General features: G+C 65.5%; 13 protein-coding genes. 6 read left to right on the top strand and 7 right to left on the bottom strand.

Annotated elements, in window-relative coordinates; all coding sequences use genetic code 11:
* Position 1: 1 nt before the first annotated feature.
* Positions 2 to 1,630 (bottom strand): L-glutamate gamma-semialdehyde dehydrogenase, encoded by a 1,629-nt coding sequence (gene pruA / locus ADBZ9O_RS10600; protein WP_526530936.1) that lies wholly within the window; start codon positions 1,628 to 1,630, stop codon positions 2 to 4.
* A gap of 84 nt (positions 1,631 to 1,714) precedes the next feature.
* On the opposite strand from pruA, the gene ADBZ9O_RS10595 reads away from it, so the two are divergent.
* Positions 1,715 to 3,304 (top strand): PucR family transcriptional regulator, encoded by a 1,590-nt coding sequence (locus tag ADBZ9O_RS10595; protein WP_526530934.1) that lies wholly within the window; start codon positions 1,715 to 1,717, stop codon positions 3,302 to 3,304.
* Here the strand turns inward: ADBZ9O_RS10595 and ADBZ9O_RS10590 are convergent.
* Genes ADBZ9O_RS10590 through fdxA form a run of 3 tightly spaced genes read right to left on the bottom strand, consistent with a single transcriptional unit; the run spans position 3,294 to position 5,548 of the window.
* A complete protein-coding gene (locus ADBZ9O_RS10590; RefSeq protein ID WP_526530932.1) occupies positions 3,294 to 4,118 on the bottom strand; it encodes a class I SAM-dependent methyltransferase in 825 nt (274 codons plus the stop codon). The genes ADBZ9O_RS10595 and ADBZ9O_RS10590 overlap by 11 nt on opposite strands.
* Positions 4,115 to 5,206, bottom strand: coding sequence for a succinyldiaminopimelate transaminase (dapC, locus tag ADBZ9O_RS10585; RefSeq protein ID WP_526533042.1), 1,092 nt, complete (start codon positions 5,204 to 5,206; stop codon positions 4,115 to 4,117). The genes ADBZ9O_RS10590 and dapC overlap by 4 nt, the downstream gene beginning before the upstream one ends.
* Positions 5,207 to 5,224: 18 nt before the next feature.
* A complete protein-coding gene (fdxA, locus tag ADBZ9O_RS10580) occupies positions 5,225 to 5,548 on the bottom strand; it encodes a ferredoxin (protein ID WP_526530930.1) in 324 nt (107 codons plus the stop codon).
* Positions 5,549 to 5,809: 261 nt separating this feature from the next.
* Here fdxA and ADBZ9O_RS10575 point away from each other — a divergent pair, with 261 nt between their 5' ends.
* Together ADBZ9O_RS10575 and ADBZ9O_RS10570 are read left to right on the top strand one after the other, a co-directional pair.
* On the top strand, positions 5,810 to 6,385 hold the full coding sequence (locus ADBZ9O_RS10575; RefSeq protein ID WP_526530928.1) for a PadR family transcriptional regulator: 576 nt from the start codon (positions 5,810 to 5,812) through the stop codon (positions 6,383 to 6,385).
* Positions 6,375 to 8,402, top strand: a complete 2,028-nt coding sequence (locus ADBZ9O_RS10570; protein WP_526530926.1) for an oxidoreductase — start codon at positions 6,375 to 6,377, stop codon at positions 8,400 to 8,402. Before ADBZ9O_RS10575 ends, ADBZ9O_RS10570 begins: the two co-directional genes overlap by 11 nt.
* Before the next feature lie 59 nt (positions 8,403 to 8,461).
* Here ADBZ9O_RS10570 and ADBZ9O_RS10565 read toward each other — a convergent pair whose 3' ends face one another.
* Entirely contained in the window at positions 8,462 to 9,010 is a 549-nt protein-coding gene (locus tag ADBZ9O_RS10565) for a YceI family protein (protein ID WP_526530924.1), read from the bottom strand.
* Between the two features lie 127 nt (positions 9,011 to 9,137).
* Here ADBZ9O_RS10565 and ADBZ9O_RS10560 point away from each other — a divergent pair, with 127 nt between their 5' ends.
* Positions 9,138 to 10,388, top strand: coding sequence for a threonine/serine exporter family protein (locus tag ADBZ9O_RS10560; RefSeq protein WP_526530922.1), 1,251 nt, complete (start codon positions 9,138 to 9,140; stop codon positions 10,386 to 10,388).
* A 7-nt stretch (positions 10,389 to 10,395) separates the two neighbouring features.
* Here ADBZ9O_RS10560 and ADBZ9O_RS10555 read toward each other — a convergent pair whose 3' ends face one another.
* The gene (locus ADBZ9O_RS10555) at positions 10,396 to 12,894 is read right to left on the bottom strand and encodes a bifunctional FO biosynthesis protein CofGH (protein ID WP_526533041.1); all 2,499 of its coding nucleotides are present in this window, start codon (positions 12,892 to 12,894) and stop codon (positions 10,396 to 10,398) included.
* Between the two features lie 320 nt (positions 12,895 to 13,214).
* On the opposite strand from ADBZ9O_RS10555, the gene ADBZ9O_RS10550 reads away from it, so the two are divergent.
* The gene (locus tag ADBZ9O_RS10550) at positions 13,215 to 14,291 is read left to right on the top strand and encodes a hypothetical protein (protein WP_526530920.1); all 1,077 of its coding nucleotides are present in this window, start codon (positions 13,215 to 13,217) and stop codon (positions 14,289 to 14,291) included.
* Between the two features lie 12 nt (positions 14,292 to 14,303).
* Here ADBZ9O_RS10550 and ADBZ9O_RS10545 read toward each other — a convergent pair whose 3' ends face one another.
* Positions 14,304 to 14,804: a hypothetical protein gene (locus tag ADBZ9O_RS10545; RefSeq protein WP_526530918.1), complete on the bottom strand. Its 501-nt coding sequence runs from the start codon at positions 14,802 to 14,804 to the stop codon at positions 14,304 to 14,306.
* Between the two features lie 263 nt (positions 14,805 to 15,067).
* Between ADBZ9O_RS10545 and ADBZ9O_RS10540 the strand changes: the two genes are divergently transcribed.
* Positions 15,068 to 15,205, top strand: coding sequence for a hypothetical protein (locus ADBZ9O_RS10540; protein ID WP_526530916.1), 138 nt, complete (start codon positions 15,068 to 15,070; stop codon positions 15,203 to 15,205).
* Positions 15,206 to 15,223: the final 18 nt, after the last annotated feature.

Below are 15,223 nucleotides of genomic sequence, written 5' to 3'. Positions count from 1 at the left end.
CTCATGCCCCCATATGTGGGTAGCGGTGATCGGTCGCCGGCACGAACGTCTCCTTGATGGAGCGGGCAGACGTCCACCGCAGCAGGTTCAGCGGTGAACCCGCCTTGTCGTTGGTACCCGATGCCCGTGATCCACCGAACGGCTGCTGTCCCACCACTGCGCCGGTCGGCTTGTCGTTGACGTAGAAATTGCCTGCGGCGAAACGCAATCGGTTCTGCGCCGTCAATACGGCGGCGCGGTCGTCGGCGATGACGGCACCGGTCAGCGCGTACTTGGCACCGGAGTCGACCACGTCGAGGATGTCCTCGTATGCCTCATCGGGGTAGACGTGCACGGCCAGGATCGGGCCGAAGTACTCTTCTCGAAACGCCTCATCCGTCGGGTCGTCGGACAGCAGAACCGTGGGTCGCACGAAATACCCTTCGCTGTCGTCGTATTCGCCACCGGCGGCGACCGTGACACCGGCCGCCCCCTTCGCACGTTCGATCGCGTTGACGTTCTTGGCGAAGGCGCGGGCATCGATCAGCGCACCACCGTAGTTCGACAGATCGGCAACGTCCCCATACGTCAGCGCCTCGGTGGCGGCCAGGAAATCATCGCCCATCTGCTGCCACACCGAGCGTGGGATGAACGCCCGCGACGCGGCCGAGCACTTCTGGCCCTGGTAATCGAACGCACCACGAATCAGGGCCGTCCGCAGCACATCCGGTCGGGCTGAGGCGTGCGCCACCACGAAATCCTTGCCGCCGGTCTCACCGACCAGCCGCGGATAGGTGTGATACCGGTCGATGTTGGCACCGACCTCGCGCCAGAGATGTTGGAACGTCGCAGTCGAACCGGTGAAATGGATACCGGCGAGGCGAGGATCGGCCAGCACCACCTCCGAAACTGCCAACCCGTCACCATGGACCAGGTTGATCACACCAGGTGGCAGACCGGCGGCTTCCAGCAGCTGCATCGTCAGATACGCCGAAAATGCCTGAGTAACAGATGGTTTCCAGATCACCGTGTTACCCATCAAGGCGGGTGCGGTGGGCAGGTTCGCTGCGATGGCGGTGAAGTTGAACGGGGTGATCGCGTAGACGAACCCCTCCAGCGGACGGTAATCGGTGCGGTTCCAGACCCCGGCGGAACTGACCGGCTGCTGCGCCATGATCTGCCTGGCGAAGGCGACATTGAACCGCCAGAAATCGGCGAGCTCGCAGGACGCGTCGATCTCCGCCTGATAGGCCGTCTTCGATTGCCCCAGCATGGTGGCGGCGGCGATCTTCTCCCGCCACGGACCGGCCAAGAGGTCCGCGGCGCGCAGGAACACCGCGGCGCGCTCATCGAACGGGGTCGCGGCCCACGCGGCCTTGGCGGCCACAGCCGCTTCGACAGCGGCGGCCGCGTCGGCGTGCTCGGCGTTGGTCAGCGTGCCGAGCACAGACGCGTGTCGATGTGGCGCAACGACGTCGATGCGGGCGCCGTCGCCCATCGCGTGTTTCCCACCGATGACATGCGGCAGATCGATCGCGGCATCGGCGAGGTCGGCCAGCGCGACGGTCAGTCGGGCCCGTTCTGGTGATTGGGGTGCGTAATCGCGGACCGGCTCATTGGTGGGCAACGGCACATCGGTGATGGCATCCATGCCGTTCAGGATCTCCGACGCCGGTGGCAAATCTCTTAGCTGAACGGACAAGACTGCGGCGGCCACCTAGTAGCATCGGACAATATGGAGGCTGCCGGGGTTGGACTTGGCCAGCTGCTCCTTGCTCTCGATGCCACGATGGTGACCCTGGTCGAGGCGCCGCGCGGCCTTGACCTGCCGGTGGCGTCGGCGGCGCTGATCGATTCCGACGACGTTCGCCTCGGCTTGGCGCCCAGCGCCGGGTCCGCAGACGCGTTCTTCCTGCTGGGGGTCGGCGCCGATGACGCACTGCGCTGGATCGACCGTCAGATCGCCACCCGGGTGCCGGCCGCCATTTTCATCAAGGAGCCGTCTGCCGCCGTGGTCGCGAAGGCCGTGGCGGCGGGCAGTGCCGTCGTGGCCGTCGATCCCCGCGCCCGCTGGGAACGGCTCTACCGTCTGGTCAACCACGTCTTCGACCATCACGGGGACCGCGCCGACCCGTTGCACGACTCCGGCACGGATCTGTTCGGACTGGCCCAGTCGATTGCCGACCGGACCCACGGCATGGTCAGCATCGAGGATGCACAATCGCATGTGCTGGCCTACTCGGCGTCCAACGATGAGGCCGACGATCTGCGGCGGCTGTCGATCCTGGGCCGCGCAGGACCGCCGGACCATCTGCAATGGATCGCCCAGTGGGGCATTTTCGACGCGCTGCGCGGCGGTAGCGAGGTGGTTCGGGTGGATGAGCGGCCAGAACTCGGCCTGCGACCGCGGGTCGCCATCGGCATCCATCAGCCGTCCGCCGATGAGCGGCGGGCACCGATATTCGCCGGGACCATCTGGGTACAACAGGGCTCCCGACCGCTGGCCGAGGATATCGACAGTGTGCTTCGCGGCGGGGCGGTGCTGGCCGCGCGGATCATGGCCCGCCTGGCCGCGACGCCGTCGACCCACACGGCGCGCGTCGCCCAGCTGCTCGGATTGCGCGACGCTGGTAGCGGCGACGTGGTCGACGTACTGACCACCGCCCGCGAGTTGAGCATCTCCCCCGATGGGCGGGCGGCGGTGATCGCGTTCGAGACGAACACGCCCGGGTTGCGGGTGGCCGATGTGCTCGCATTGAGCGCCAACGCTTTTCGTGGTGATGCCCAGGTGGCGGCGAACGGCTCCCGGGTGTACGTGCTGTTTCCAGACATCGGCAAGCCGGCCTCGGTGACGTCCTGGATCCGCGGCACTATCGCCGCACTGCGCACTGAGCTGGGCCTGCAGATGCGGGCCGTGATCGCCACGCCGGTCGACGGGCTGGCGAATGCTGCGACGGCGCGCGCCGAGGTGGACCGCGTGCTCGACAGTGCGGAGCGCCACCCCGGCGCGATCGGCGACGTCACCTCACTTGCCGAGGCACGCACCACGGTGTTGCTCGACGAGATCGTCACGATGATCGGCTCGAACGAGCGGCTGACCGACCCCCGCATTCATCTTCTACGCGAACAGGATCCAATACTCGCCGAGACACTGCGGGCCTATCTGGACAGTTTCGGCGATATCGCGACGGCCGCGAAATGGCTGCATGTGCACCCCAACACCGTTCGCTACCGCGTACGTCGAATCGAGCAGGTACTTGCCACGTCCCTGGCCGATCCCGATGTGCGGCTGCTACTTTCGCTGAGTCTGCGAGTTACGGCCTGATCGCCTGCAGGGTGTACGACAGCGGCAACCGCTCAGGATGATCGACCAGCCGCCATTCGCCTTCGTTACCCCGCATCCGCCCCGGTAGCGCCTCCCACGGCACAGAATCGTGCTCGACCAGCATGGTCAGCTCCAAGCCCGCCGCCAGCACTGCGCTGACGATCTGGCCGAGTCCGTGATTCCATCCGCGCGACACGGTGTGGCTGAACTGTGCGTCGGTCTCGACATACGTTCCAGGGTTATCGAATTCATCGGGCTCCGATTGCTCGAAATACGGGTAGCCCACTACCAGTGCGTCAGTTCGATTTTCGTCAACGGCCCACAGCATGGGATGGCCTTCGCGCAGAAACAGCCGGCCCCCTGGTCGCAACAACGCCGCCACCGTCGCGGCCCACCGCTCGATATCAGGCAGCCAGCACAATGCACCGATTCCAGTGAAGACGAAGTCGAAACTGTTCTTGGTCAACACATCCGCCGCGCTGTAGAGATCAGCTTCGACGAAGGTGATGTCCGCGCCCGCGTCGGCAGCCAGCTGGCGGGCGACTGCGATCGAAGCAGTGGAAAAGTCGAGCCCGGTCATGGTGGCGCCGAGGCGATGCAGCGACAGGGTGTCGGTGCCGATGTGACACTGCAGATGTACGCCGCGCATCCCGCTGATATCGCCGAGTCGAGGCAGGTCGAACCGAACTACGTCCGATAGCCGATCCGGATCCGAGATGAGTTCCTGCACTGCGTAATCGCGTGATTCAGCATGGGCGGGCGCCCGTTCATCCCAATAGGCCTTGTTGACCGCGAAGTGTTCGTCGTGCGTCATGGCGTGAGGCGTTCGACCGCAGCAGCGATCCGCTCATCGGTAGCCGTCAGTGCGATCCGGACATGCTGAGCACCGCGCGCTCCGTAGAATTCCCCCGGCGCCACCAGGATTCCGCGCTCAGCCAGCCAGGCCACGGTGTCACGGCACGGCTCACCCCGCGTTGCCCACAGATACAGTCCCGCTTCGGAATGGTCGACGGTGAACCCGGCCGCCCGCACCGCGGGCAGCAACAGATCGCGGCGCCGCGCATACTTCTCGCGCTGTTGCTTCTCGTGCGCATCATCGTCGAGCGCTGCGATCATGGCCGCCTGCACCGGCGTCGGCACCATCATGCCGGCATGCTTTCGGACCGCGAGTAACTCGGTGACCAGCGCGGGGTCACCGGTGACGAAGCCCGCCCGGTAGCCGGCCAACGACGAGGTCTTCGACAGGGAATGCACCGCGAGCAGGCCCGTGTGATCGCCCCCGCTGACGGAGGGATGCAACACCGACAGCGGTGGCTCGGTGCCCCAGCTCAACCCCAGGTAGCACTCGTCGGACGCGATGATCGCGCCGCGCTCGCGAGCCCAGTCGACCACCTTGCGTAGATGGTCGACACCCAGCACCTTGCCGGTGGGGTTGCTCGGTGAATTGACGAAGACCAGCGCCGGGGACTGCGGACCGATTTGCGTCAGTGAGTCGGCCGCCAAGACGTGTGCTCCGGCCAGGCGCGCACCCACGTCGTAGGTCGGATAGGCCAGTTCTGGAACAACGACAAGGTCGCCGGTGCCCAACCCCAACAATGTCGGGAGCCAGGCGATCAACTCTTTGGTGCCGATGACCGGCAGCACGGCGTGCTCGCCGATACCGGTGACGCCGTACCGACGTTCCAGGGCAGCCACCGCCGAGTGCCGCAATGCGGCTGTCCCCGCGGTGGTGGGGTAACCCGGTTCGCCACTGGCAGCGGCCAGCGCCTCACGGATCAGTGGGGCGACCGGATCAACCGGAGTGCCGACCGAGAGGTCGACGATGCCGTCGACGTGCGCACGGGCTTTGGCGGTGACATCCGAGAGGGTGTCCCACGGAAAGACCGGCAACTCCGCCGACACGGGTCGGCGTGGCATGGCTCAGTCTTCGCTTTGCGGCGGCAGATCCTTCACGGCCTGCGGGTCGTTATCGGTCTGTCCCACCTTCGAGGCCCCGCCCGGCGAACCGAGCTCCTCGAAGAAGTCGGCGTTGACCTGGGTGTAGCTGCTCCACTGGTCGGGCACATCGTCTTCATAGAAGATGGCCTCGACGGGGCATACCGGCTCGCACGCACCGCAGTCGACGCATTCGTCCGGGTGGATGTACAGCATCCGGGCGCCCTCGTAGATGCAATCGACCGGGCACTCTTCGATACATGCCTTGTCTTTGACGTCGACACATGGCTGCGCGATCGTGTACGTCACAGAACTCTCCTCAAGGTTCTTCAGTGGGCTGCTGTGATGCCGTTCTGATGAGCTGCTGACCAAGTATCCGGTGGCTGAAACCGGATGGCCTTGTCAGTGTGCCCTAACTTTCCGCGCGCCCCCTTCTATTTCAGAAGTGCGGCAACGCAGTTACTGATACTAGACGTTGCATATAGAAAACGTGCAACGGTGCCACCCCTATGCACACCGCTGCACTGCAACCAGTTGCATAGGCCCCGCGCTACCACCTAGGCTGCCGCCGTGGCACTCCCGCACGCGATCCTGGTGTCGCTGTCCGAGCAGTCCGGATCCGGCTATGAGTTGGCGCGGCGATTCGACCGATCCATCGGGTATTTCTGGTCGGCCACCCATCAGCAGATCTACCGAACGCTGCGGACCATGGAGGTCGACGGCTGGGTGCATGTGACACCGGTGACGCAGCACGGGCGACCCGACAAAAAGGTGTACACGGTGTCCGAGGCGGGCCGCGCGGAGTTGGCCCGGTGGATCGCCGATCCTGGCCCCGGGGCCGGAAAGGGCATCCGTAGCGCGGTCGGCGACAGCCGCAACCGCGATCTGGCCGTCAAGCTGCGCGGCGCCGAGTACGGAGATGTCCGCTTGCTGCGTGAGCAAATTGCCGCACTGCGCACCGAGCGGGCCGCACTACTGGATGTGTACCGGGGCTTGGAGAAGCAGCAGTTCCCCGACCCCGGCGCTCTGCGGGGCACCGCGCTGCACCAGCACCTGGTGCTTCGCGGCGGTATCCGCGCCGAGGAAAGCTCCATCGACTGGCTCGACGAGATATTGACGGCCTTGGGAGGCTCCCATGACGGCTGATCCCTATCCGAATCTGCTGTCCCCCCTGGACCTTGGCTTCACGACGCTGCGCAACCGGGTGATCATGGGCTCGATGCACACCGGGTTGGAAGACCGTGCCCGTGACACCGACCGGCTGGCCGAGTACTTTGCCGAACGCGCCCGCGGTGGCGTCGGCATGATCATCACTGGCGGTTACGCGCCCAACCGCACCGGCTGGCTGCTGCCCTTCGCCGCCCAACTGCTGACCTCGACGGAAGCCCGCAGGCACCGGACCATCACCACCGCAGTGCACGACGGCGGGGCGAAGATCCTGCTGCAGATCCTGCATGCGGGCCGGTATGCCTATCACCCGCTCTCGGCGAGTGCGTCGTCAATCAAAGCCCCCATCAACCCCTTTCGACCGCGGAAGCTGTCGTCCAAGGGGGTGCAGGACACCATCGACGATTTCGTCCGGTGCGCGACGCTGGCCCGTGAGGCCGGGTACGACGGTGTCGAAGTCATGGGCAGCGAAGGCTATCTGCTGAATCAGTTCTTGGCGCCCCGCACCAATAAACGAGCGGACGCCTGGGGTGGCACACCGGTGAAACGCCGCCGACTGCCGGTGCAGATCGTGCGCCGGATCCGGGCGGCGGTGGGAACCGATTTCATCATCTGCTATCGGATGTCCATGGCCGACTATGTCGAGGACGGCCAGAGCTGGGACGAGATCGTCGCGCTGGCACGCGAAGTCGAAGCCGCGGGCGCGACGATCATCAACACCGGGGTGGGTTGGCATGAGGCCCGCGTGCCCACCATCGTCACCTCAGTGCCGGGTAACGCATTCGTCGACATCAGCAATTCGGTGGCCGAGCAGGTGAGCATCCCGGTGGTGGCGTCCAACCGGATCAACATGCCTGCCTCAGCCGAGCAGATACTGGCCGAGACACAGATCAAGTTGATCTCGATGGCGCGCCCGCTACTCAGCGACCCGGAGTGGGTGCGCAAGGCGCAGGACGATCACGCTGAGGAGATCAACACCTGCATCGCGTGCAACCAGGCCTGCCTGGATCACGTGTTCGTGCACAAAACCGTGTCCTGCCTGCTGAACCCGCGGGCCGGCCACGAAACAACGCTGCTGCTGGGGCCCACCCGCACGGCCCGCTCGGTAGCTGTCGTCGGGGCGGGCCCCGCCGGGTTGGCGGCCGCTGTCAACGCAGGCTTACGCGGTCACCGGGTGACGTTGTTCGATGCGAACCCGTTCATCGGCGGCCAGTTCGATATGGCGCGACGGATCCCCGGTAAAGAAGAATTCAACGAAACCATCCGCTACTACACGGCGATGCTCGACAAGTACGGCGTGCGGGTCCGACTGGGCACCCGGGTGGCTGCCGACGACCTGGTGGGTTTCGACGAAATCGTGCTGGCCACCGGCGTGGCACCGCGGCTGCCGTCGATCCCCGGTATCGATCACCCCAAGGTGCTGAGCTACCCGGAGGCCATCTACGGTGCCCGGCCGATCGGTCGCAAGGTCGCCGTAATCGGTGCGGGCGGAATCGGTTTCGACGTCAGTGAGTTTCTGGTGACCGACCAGTCCTCGACGCTGCACCTCAAGGAGTGGAAGGCCGAATGGGGGGTGGCCGACCCGCAGGAGGCCCGCGGCGCGCTGACCACCCCGATCCCTGCGCTCCCGGTCCGCGAGGTCTATCTGCTTCAGCGCAGCAAGGGTGCCCAGGGCCGGGGGCTGGGTAAGACCACCGGCTGGGTGCATCGTGCGTCACTGAAAGCCAAAGGCGTGCAGCAACTTTCTTCGGTGAACTACGAGCGTATCGACGACGACGGTCTGCACATCAGCTTTGGCTCTGACCGGGCCCGGCCGCAGGTTCTCGACGTCGACAACGTCATCGTCTGCGCTGGACAGGAGCCGGTCCGCGATCTGGACGACGACCTGCGCGAACGCGGTGTCATCGCGCACATCATCGGCGGCGCTGCCGTCGCTGCCGAACTCGATGCCAAACGCGCGATCCGCCAGGGCACGGAACTGGCTGCCCGACTGTGATTTCGGCGTGCTCGCTCGCTTTTTACCGCGACTGAGCACGCCGACATCACACGTCAGAACTAGCCCTGCTTGAGCGCTTCGATCTCGAGGGTGATGGTGACCTTATCGCCGACAACGGCGCCACCGGTCTCCAGCGGCATATCGATATCGATGCCGAAATCCTTGCGGTTGAGCACCACTGAGGCTTCGAAACCTGCGACCGCGCCGTGTCCCATACCCGGGTTGGTGCCATTGAACTCGAGGCTGAGGCTGATCGGCTTGGTAACGCCCTTGAGGGTGAAATCGCCATCGAGGACGTAGTTGTCGCCATCGGCGCGCACACCCGTCGCGGCAAACTCAGCGGTCGGGAACTTCTCGACATCGAAGAAATCGGCGGCCTTGATGTGGGCGTCGCGCTGCTCGTTCCCGGTGTGCACCGACGCGACATCGATCTGCGCGGTCACCGACGGCGTGCCATCCTCGGCCACGGTGATGGCACCGCTGAAACTACCGAAGCTACCGCGCACCTTGCTTACCACCAGGTGGCGGACGGAGAAGCTGATCGACGAGTGGACCGGGTCGATGGCCCAGGTTCCGGTACCGAGTTCGGTGGCTACTGCTGCGGTCATGGTGGTTACTCCTTGGCTTGGGTGCCGGCCAGCCCGGCGCCATCGCCCACAATAACCGGACCACAGTCCGTATCTATTCCCGGGCCGGTTGGCCGGTATCGCTGCGCATCCGAGTTACATTCGCGGGGTGAACGCCGGCGATCACTGCACCCAAGGCGCTCTCAGCTTCGTCGCCCGCCTCGGCGCGACGATGTCAGGCGCGAACTACCCGGTCACGCTGGTCCAAGAGACCATGCTCAGCACAGCCAGGGCCTACGGCCTGCAGCACGAAATCCTGGTGCTGCCGAACTATGTGCACATCGGCGGCACCGACGGCGGCGGCGACAGCGCCCTGCATATCGCCAGACCCGAGCGGGACCTGCGCTACGACCAGACCTTCGCGCTGGCCCGCCTGGTCGCCCGGGCGCAGACCGGTTCGATTTCACCTGATGCCGGGATGGCCGAATTGGATCGCATCGACGCGTTGCCGATGCGCTTCCCGATCTGGGTCAGCGTCATCGGGTATGCCGTGCAGAGCGCCGGCCTGGCCCTGATCCTGCAACCGTCTCCGTGGGCGCTGGCCGCCGCTCTCTGCCTGGGTTTGTTGATCGGCCTGCTCAGCACCGTCGCCAGGGTCAGCGACGCCTTCGAGCAGCTGCTCCCGATCATCGGCGCCTTCCTGGTCGCGCTGATCTCGTTCTGGATCACCCATCGGCTGCACTACAACATCGGCAGCCTGCGGGTGCTGATCGCGCCGCTGGCCTGCTTCCTGCCCGGCGCCGCCATCACCCTTGCGGTCATCGAATTATCCACTCACCAAATGGTTTCCGGCTCCAGCCGACTGATCTCAGGTTTCATCCGGATCGCACAGCTGGCCTTCGGCATCCTGATCGCGGCCCAGGTGACGGGTTTGGGCGATGCCAATCTGGTCGACAACCCGGCGAATCTGATCGGGCCGTGGGCGCCGTGGCTAGGCGTGCTGGTGTACGCCATCGGCACCACGTTGTTCTTCGGCCCGCCGCGCGGATTCCTGCCCTGGATGCTGGCGATCCTGCTGGTGGCCTACTCGGGGCAGGTCCTGGGGAACGCCCTTCTCGGCAGCTACGCCAGCGGCTTCTCCGGCGGGCTGGCGCTGACCATTGGCGCGGTGCTGATCTCCCGACTGCCGAACACACCCCCGACCATGGCGCTGATCCTGCCCGGGTTCTGGCTACTGGTACCCGGTTCGCTCGGGCTGATCGGTATCACCGAGTTGGTCGGAAGTCACAGCAGCGCCGTGTTCGGTGCCACCATCATCTCGATGATCTCCATTGCCCTCGGAATTCAATCCGGGCTGCTCATCTCACAAGCGGTCACCCGGCTGCGCGGTGCGCCGGATCCGCGGGCCTTCCGCGGATAGAGGCGCCTCAGGCGGCCAGCGGCGCGTACGTTGTCGAGCGCTGCCGGGCGGGACGACCGATGCCCTCGGCAATGGCGACCAGCTCGGCAACCGACTTCGCCGATCCATTCTCCGATCCGGCCATCCGCGAGATGGTCTCCTCCATCAACGTGCCGCCAAGATCATTGGCGCCACCTTGGAGCATGACCTGGGTGCGCTCGACGCCGAGCTTGACCCAACTGGTCTGAATGTTGTCGATCCGGCCGTGCAGCATGATCCGTGCCAGTGCGTGCACGGCCCGGTTATCGCGGTGCGTCGGACCTGGGCGAGCGGCCCCGGCCAGGTACAGCGGCGAAGACTGGTGCACAAACGGCAACGGCACGAACTCCGTGAAACCGCCTGTGCGGTCCTGGATTCCGCGTAGCACGTTGAGATGTCCCACCCAGTGCTTCGGGGTATCGACATGGCCGTACATCATCGTCGAACTGGAGCGCAGCCCCACCTCATGAGCGGTGGTGATCACGTCGATCCACTCCGAGGTGGGCAGCTTGCCCTTGGTCAGTACCCAGCGGACCTCGTCGTCGAGGATTTCCGCCGCTGTACCGGGGATGCTGCCCAGGCCGGCTTCCCGCAGGCTGGTCAGCCACTCCCGTAGCGAAAGCCCGCTGCGGGTAACACCATTGGAGATCTCCATCGGCGAGAACGCATGTACGTGCATCGAGGGCACCCGGGCCTTGACCGCCCGCACCAGATCGGCATACCCGGTCACCGGTAGCTCAGGGTCGATCCCGCCCTGCATGCAAACCTCGGTGGCACCCGCGACGTGCGCCTCCCACGCCCGGTCGGCAACCTCGCCGGTGGACAGCGAGAACGCGTCCGCATCGCCCTTGCGCTGGGCGAACGCGCAGAACCGGCAGCCGGTATAGCAGATATTGGTGAAGTTGATATTGCGGTTCACCACGAAGGTGACGTCGTCACCGACGACGTCTTTGCGGAGCGAGTTGGCCAGTGCAGTAACAGCTTCCAGCGCCGGACCGTCTGCGGTGGCCAGCGCGAGATACTCGTCATCGCTGCAACCGGCGGGGTCACGCTCGGCGGAGCGCAGTGCAGAGAGCACATCGGTGTCGATCCGGTCCGGGGCCCGGGCAGCCAGCTCGTGCACCTTGTCACGAATCGAGTCCCAGTCGCCGAATGCACTATCGAGATCCGACCGGGTCTCGGTGTTACGACCTTCGGTGTCGATGGCCGTATGCAGATCGGTCCGCCCCAGCGATTCGGTCGCCTCATCGGGTTCCTGCCACGGCAGCCCGACCGGAATGACGTCACGGGCCCAACCGGTGTCCGGATCAGCGAGCGCGCTGACATGCGCGCCTACCCGGGGATCGATCCACGCCGAGCCGGCCTGGACGTATTTCGGTTGCGCTGTCAGTCGCTCCACCAGGTCATAACCGGCTTCGGCGGTCACTTCGGCCAACTCGTCCAGCGCCGGCCAGGGCCGTTCAGGGTTGACGTGATCAGGGGTCAGCGGGGAAACGCCACCCCAGTCGTCGACACCCGCACCGATCAGCGCGAGGCATTCCTCCCGTGAGACCAGGTTCGGCGGCGCCTGAATACGCATTGCGGGACCGAGTACCAGCCGCGATACCGCGATGACAGCCAGGAAATCGTCGATCCCGGCGTCCGGCGTCGCCGCCATCGCCGTGTGATCCTTGGCCCGGAAGTTCTGCACGATGACTTCTTGGATATGCCCAAACTCTTTGTGCGACTTCCGGATCGCATGAATGGTCTCGGCACGCTCGGTCAGCGTCTCACCGATCCCCACCAACAGGCCGGTGGTGAACGGGATGGACAGTCGCCCCGCGTCGGTCAACGTCCGCAGCCGGACGTCAGGGTCCTTGTCCGGGCTGCCGTAATGCGCCAGTCCCTTGGTTTCGAACAACCGGCGCGACGTCGTTTCGAGCATCATGCCCATCGACGGTGCGACCGGCTTCAGTCGCGACATCTCTGTCCAACTCATCACACCGGGGTTCAGGTGCGGTAGCAGCCCGGTCTCCTCCAGCACCCGGATCGCCATCGCTCGCACATAGTCCAGCGTCGAGTCATAACCACGCTCGTCGAGCCACTGCTTGGCCTCGGGCCACCGCGTCTCAGGTCGGTCGCCCAGGGTGAACAGCGCTTCCTTGCACCCGAGGGCGCCGCCTTGGCGGGCGATCTCCAGAATCTCGTCGGGCTCAAGGAACATGCCCTTGCCTTGGGCACGCAACTTGCCGGGCACCGTGACGAACGTGCAGTAGTGGCAGGTGTCGCGGCACAGATGGGTGATCGGGATGAAGACCTTGCGCGAATAGCTCACCGGTAGCCGACCCGTCGCCCCACGCCGACCGGCAGACTCCAGTCCGGCATCGCGGACCCGGGCCGCGCTCACACACAGGTCGGCCAGATCGTCCCCGCGGGCGGTCAGCGCGATGGCCGCCTCGTCGACGTTGAGCGCCACGCCGTCCCTGGCCCGCCGCAGCACTCGCCGCATCGCTGCTGGACTGGGTGCACCGCCTGCGGGTGGAACGACCGGGCTTGGCAGAGCTGCGCCGTGCTGGGGGTTCAGAGCCACTCCCCTGTAACCACTAGGTGACTGCGATTCATCCGTGCGTCCCACTATCTGAAACTTCGGCACGTGCCATGACGGCCACATTAGCCCCATACGCTGGCGCGTTGAGCGGCGACTCGAGTGACTGCCTAGGCGACCCAGCAGGTTCACAGGGTTTGCGACACACACGCACAGAAATCCGGCGGCACGCCTGACTCACGCGTAAGTTCATCTCGGGTCGGCCCACCTCACCAGGAGTCTTCATGGATATCTCGATGCGCTCGGTGCTTGCCGCCGGGGTTTCCGCCATCACGGCGACGGCGATCGTGGCGGCGCCGTCGATCGCCCCCGTGCCCACCCCGCATGCCGCGGTGACCCGGTCGGTCGATCTCTCGGCCGCGGTACAGACGCTGTCTGCGCAGCAGGTGACCTCGGCTCTGGCCGAGATCGGAACGTACGCCGCCGCTGCCGGTGTGCCGGCCGCCGCCGATGTCATCACCACCCAGAACGCGGTGTCCGACGCCGTGATCAATGCCTACAACTTCGTCATGACCTACGCGGACTACTTCGCGCTCGAGCTGGCGCCTTACGTCCTGCAGTTCGTCCCGTTCGGCTGGATCATCTCCAACCAGATCGGGGCCATCTACCCACCGATCACCGATGTCACCGACAGCGTGGTCTACGACCTGGTAACACCGGTGCTCAATGACCCGCTGAACCTGGCGGTCTGGGCCAATGGAATCGCCGCTGTGGCCTACACCTCCGTGGCGTCACTGCTCAACGTCGGCATCAACGAGGTAAACCTCGTCATCAGCTATTTCCTGTCGTGGATCCCGCCGCTGCCTCCGATTCCGCCGTGGCCACCGATTCTCGCGACCGCATCGACCGCCAACGCCACCAGCACGGCGACCCTGACCTCCGGCCTCACCGCGGATCTGGCGTCGACCTCACCGCTCGCGAAGGGCACGAAGGCGGCCCTGGCGCCCGTCAGCGACCCCGTCGAGGACGGGGTGGAGACCGCAAGCGCTACCACCGAGACCGCCGCCGATACGGTCAAGACTGTCGTTGACACCTCGACTGCAACAGTGGCCGACGTCGTGGCCGATGTGGCGGATGCCGCGGAGACAACGGTCGCCACGCCGCCGCGCGCCAAGGGGACAGTCACCATTGGGAAGGTCGCCGACGCATCGGAGTCGAGCACTCCCGCCAACGCATCCCCCACCGCAGCGGCCTCCGGAGCCGCCACCGGAGAGAAGAAAGCGGCCAAGAGCGCAACGAAGTCCGGGAAGTCCACCCGCTCGGCGGCCAAGGCGGCCGGTTCCGGCGCGGGCGGGGAGTGAGCGCGAGGTAGCTCAGCCCTGCCGAATCCGCTTGCGGTTGACCGGCAGTGATGGTGACGGTGGCAGCTGGTTGGTCTGCGTGCGCCGCCAGAGAAGCCAGGTGGCCGGTGCGGCGCCGACGACGAGGATCAACAACATCGGGCCTACGTCGCTGAAGACGATATCGCCACCGGGACCTGCGAACGTCAGGGCCCCGATGCTCAGAAGCCACGTCCAAAGCGGAAGTGCGGCAAGTCTGTTCGACGGCGACCAGTACATCCCCGCCCATACCAGGGCCATGTTCACCAGGCCGGCTACCAGCGCACTGATCGGGAATGGGATCGCGCCGATATGCAGCGGGAGAAGCAGCGCAGACGCTACCGCGCACAGGATGCCGTCGACCGCTAGCAGCGCCAGCACGAACGCGCGCATCATCGGAACCGCCGCGTGGACGTCACGGACCGTCGAACTCGGGGAAACGACCGTCAGGTCGGCATGCTGTCGAGCAGCGCGGTAAGCGAACCCACCACCCACTGGAAGTTGTCCAGGCGGTCCTGCCAGTGCTGCAGATTCGGGTCCAGATCTGGGTCCATGGTCGTCCCTTCAAACGTTCCGCGTGCAGCGCAGCTTACCCCGCCAGGTTTGTGGTGACGGCCTAAGCGGCCGACTGACTGAGTAGTGGCTACTCGAATGTCGTTCTGGCGCTACGTGAGTACTGGTCAGCGCCTTGTTTTACCTGGATATGACCGTAATTTCAGTTCTACGCCAGGACTACTCGACAACAGGGGGACGAGGACATGAGCAGCAGAGCATGCGCCGCGATCATCGCGCAGGTGGCCTTCACCGAACATGACTCCGCCAGCGGGCGCAGGCAGGTCAGGGGTGCCGACAAGTCGAAACGCCGGACGCGTCGGTTCCGTCGAATTCAGGACTGACGTCCCGCTCGACCGACC

It is taken from the genome of Mycobacterium sp. (assembly GCF_965229105.1).
In the GTDB taxonomy this organism is placed as follows: Bacteria; Actinomycetota; Actinomycetes; order Mycobacteriales; family Mycobacteriaceae; genus Mycobacterium.
Note: the sequence above shows the minus strand (reverse complement) of the source record. Positions and strands in the feature narration are given on the sequence as shown.

Bases quoted from the DNA above. Each gene is read 5' to 3' on its own strand.
- pruA (WP_526530936.1), bottom strand. From the start codon at position 1,630: ATGGATGCCATCACCGATGTGCCGTTGCCCACCAATGAGCCGGTCCGC.
- ADBZ9O_RS10595 (WP_526530934.1), top strand. From the start codon at position 1,715: ATGGAGGCTGCCGGGGTTGGACTTGGCCAGCTGCTCCTTGCTCTCGAT.
- ADBZ9O_RS10590 (WP_526530932.1), bottom strand. From the start codon at position 4,118: ATGACGCACGACGAACACTTCGCGGTCAACAAGGCCTATTGGGATGAA.
- ADBZ9O_RS10570 (WP_526530926.1), top strand. From the start codon at position 6,375: ATGACGGCTGATCCCTATCCGAATCTGCTGTCCCCCCTGGACCTTGGC.
- ADBZ9O_RS10565 (WP_526530924.1), bottom strand. From the start codon at position 9,010: ATGACCGCAGCAGTAGCCACCGAACTCGGTACCGGAACCTGGGCCATC.
- ADBZ9O_RS10555 (WP_526533041.1), bottom strand. From the start codon at position 12,894: ATGCGGCGAGTGCTGCGGCGGGCCAGGGACGGCGTGGCGCTCAACGTC.
- ADBZ9O_RS10550 (WP_526530920.1), top strand. From the start codon at position 13,215: ATGGATATCTCGATGCGCTCGGTGCTTGCCGCCGGGGTTTCCGCCATC.
- ADBZ9O_RS10540 (WP_526530916.1), top strand. From the start codon at position 15,068: ATGAGCAGCAGAGCATGCGCCGCGATCATCGCGCAGGTGGCCTTCACC.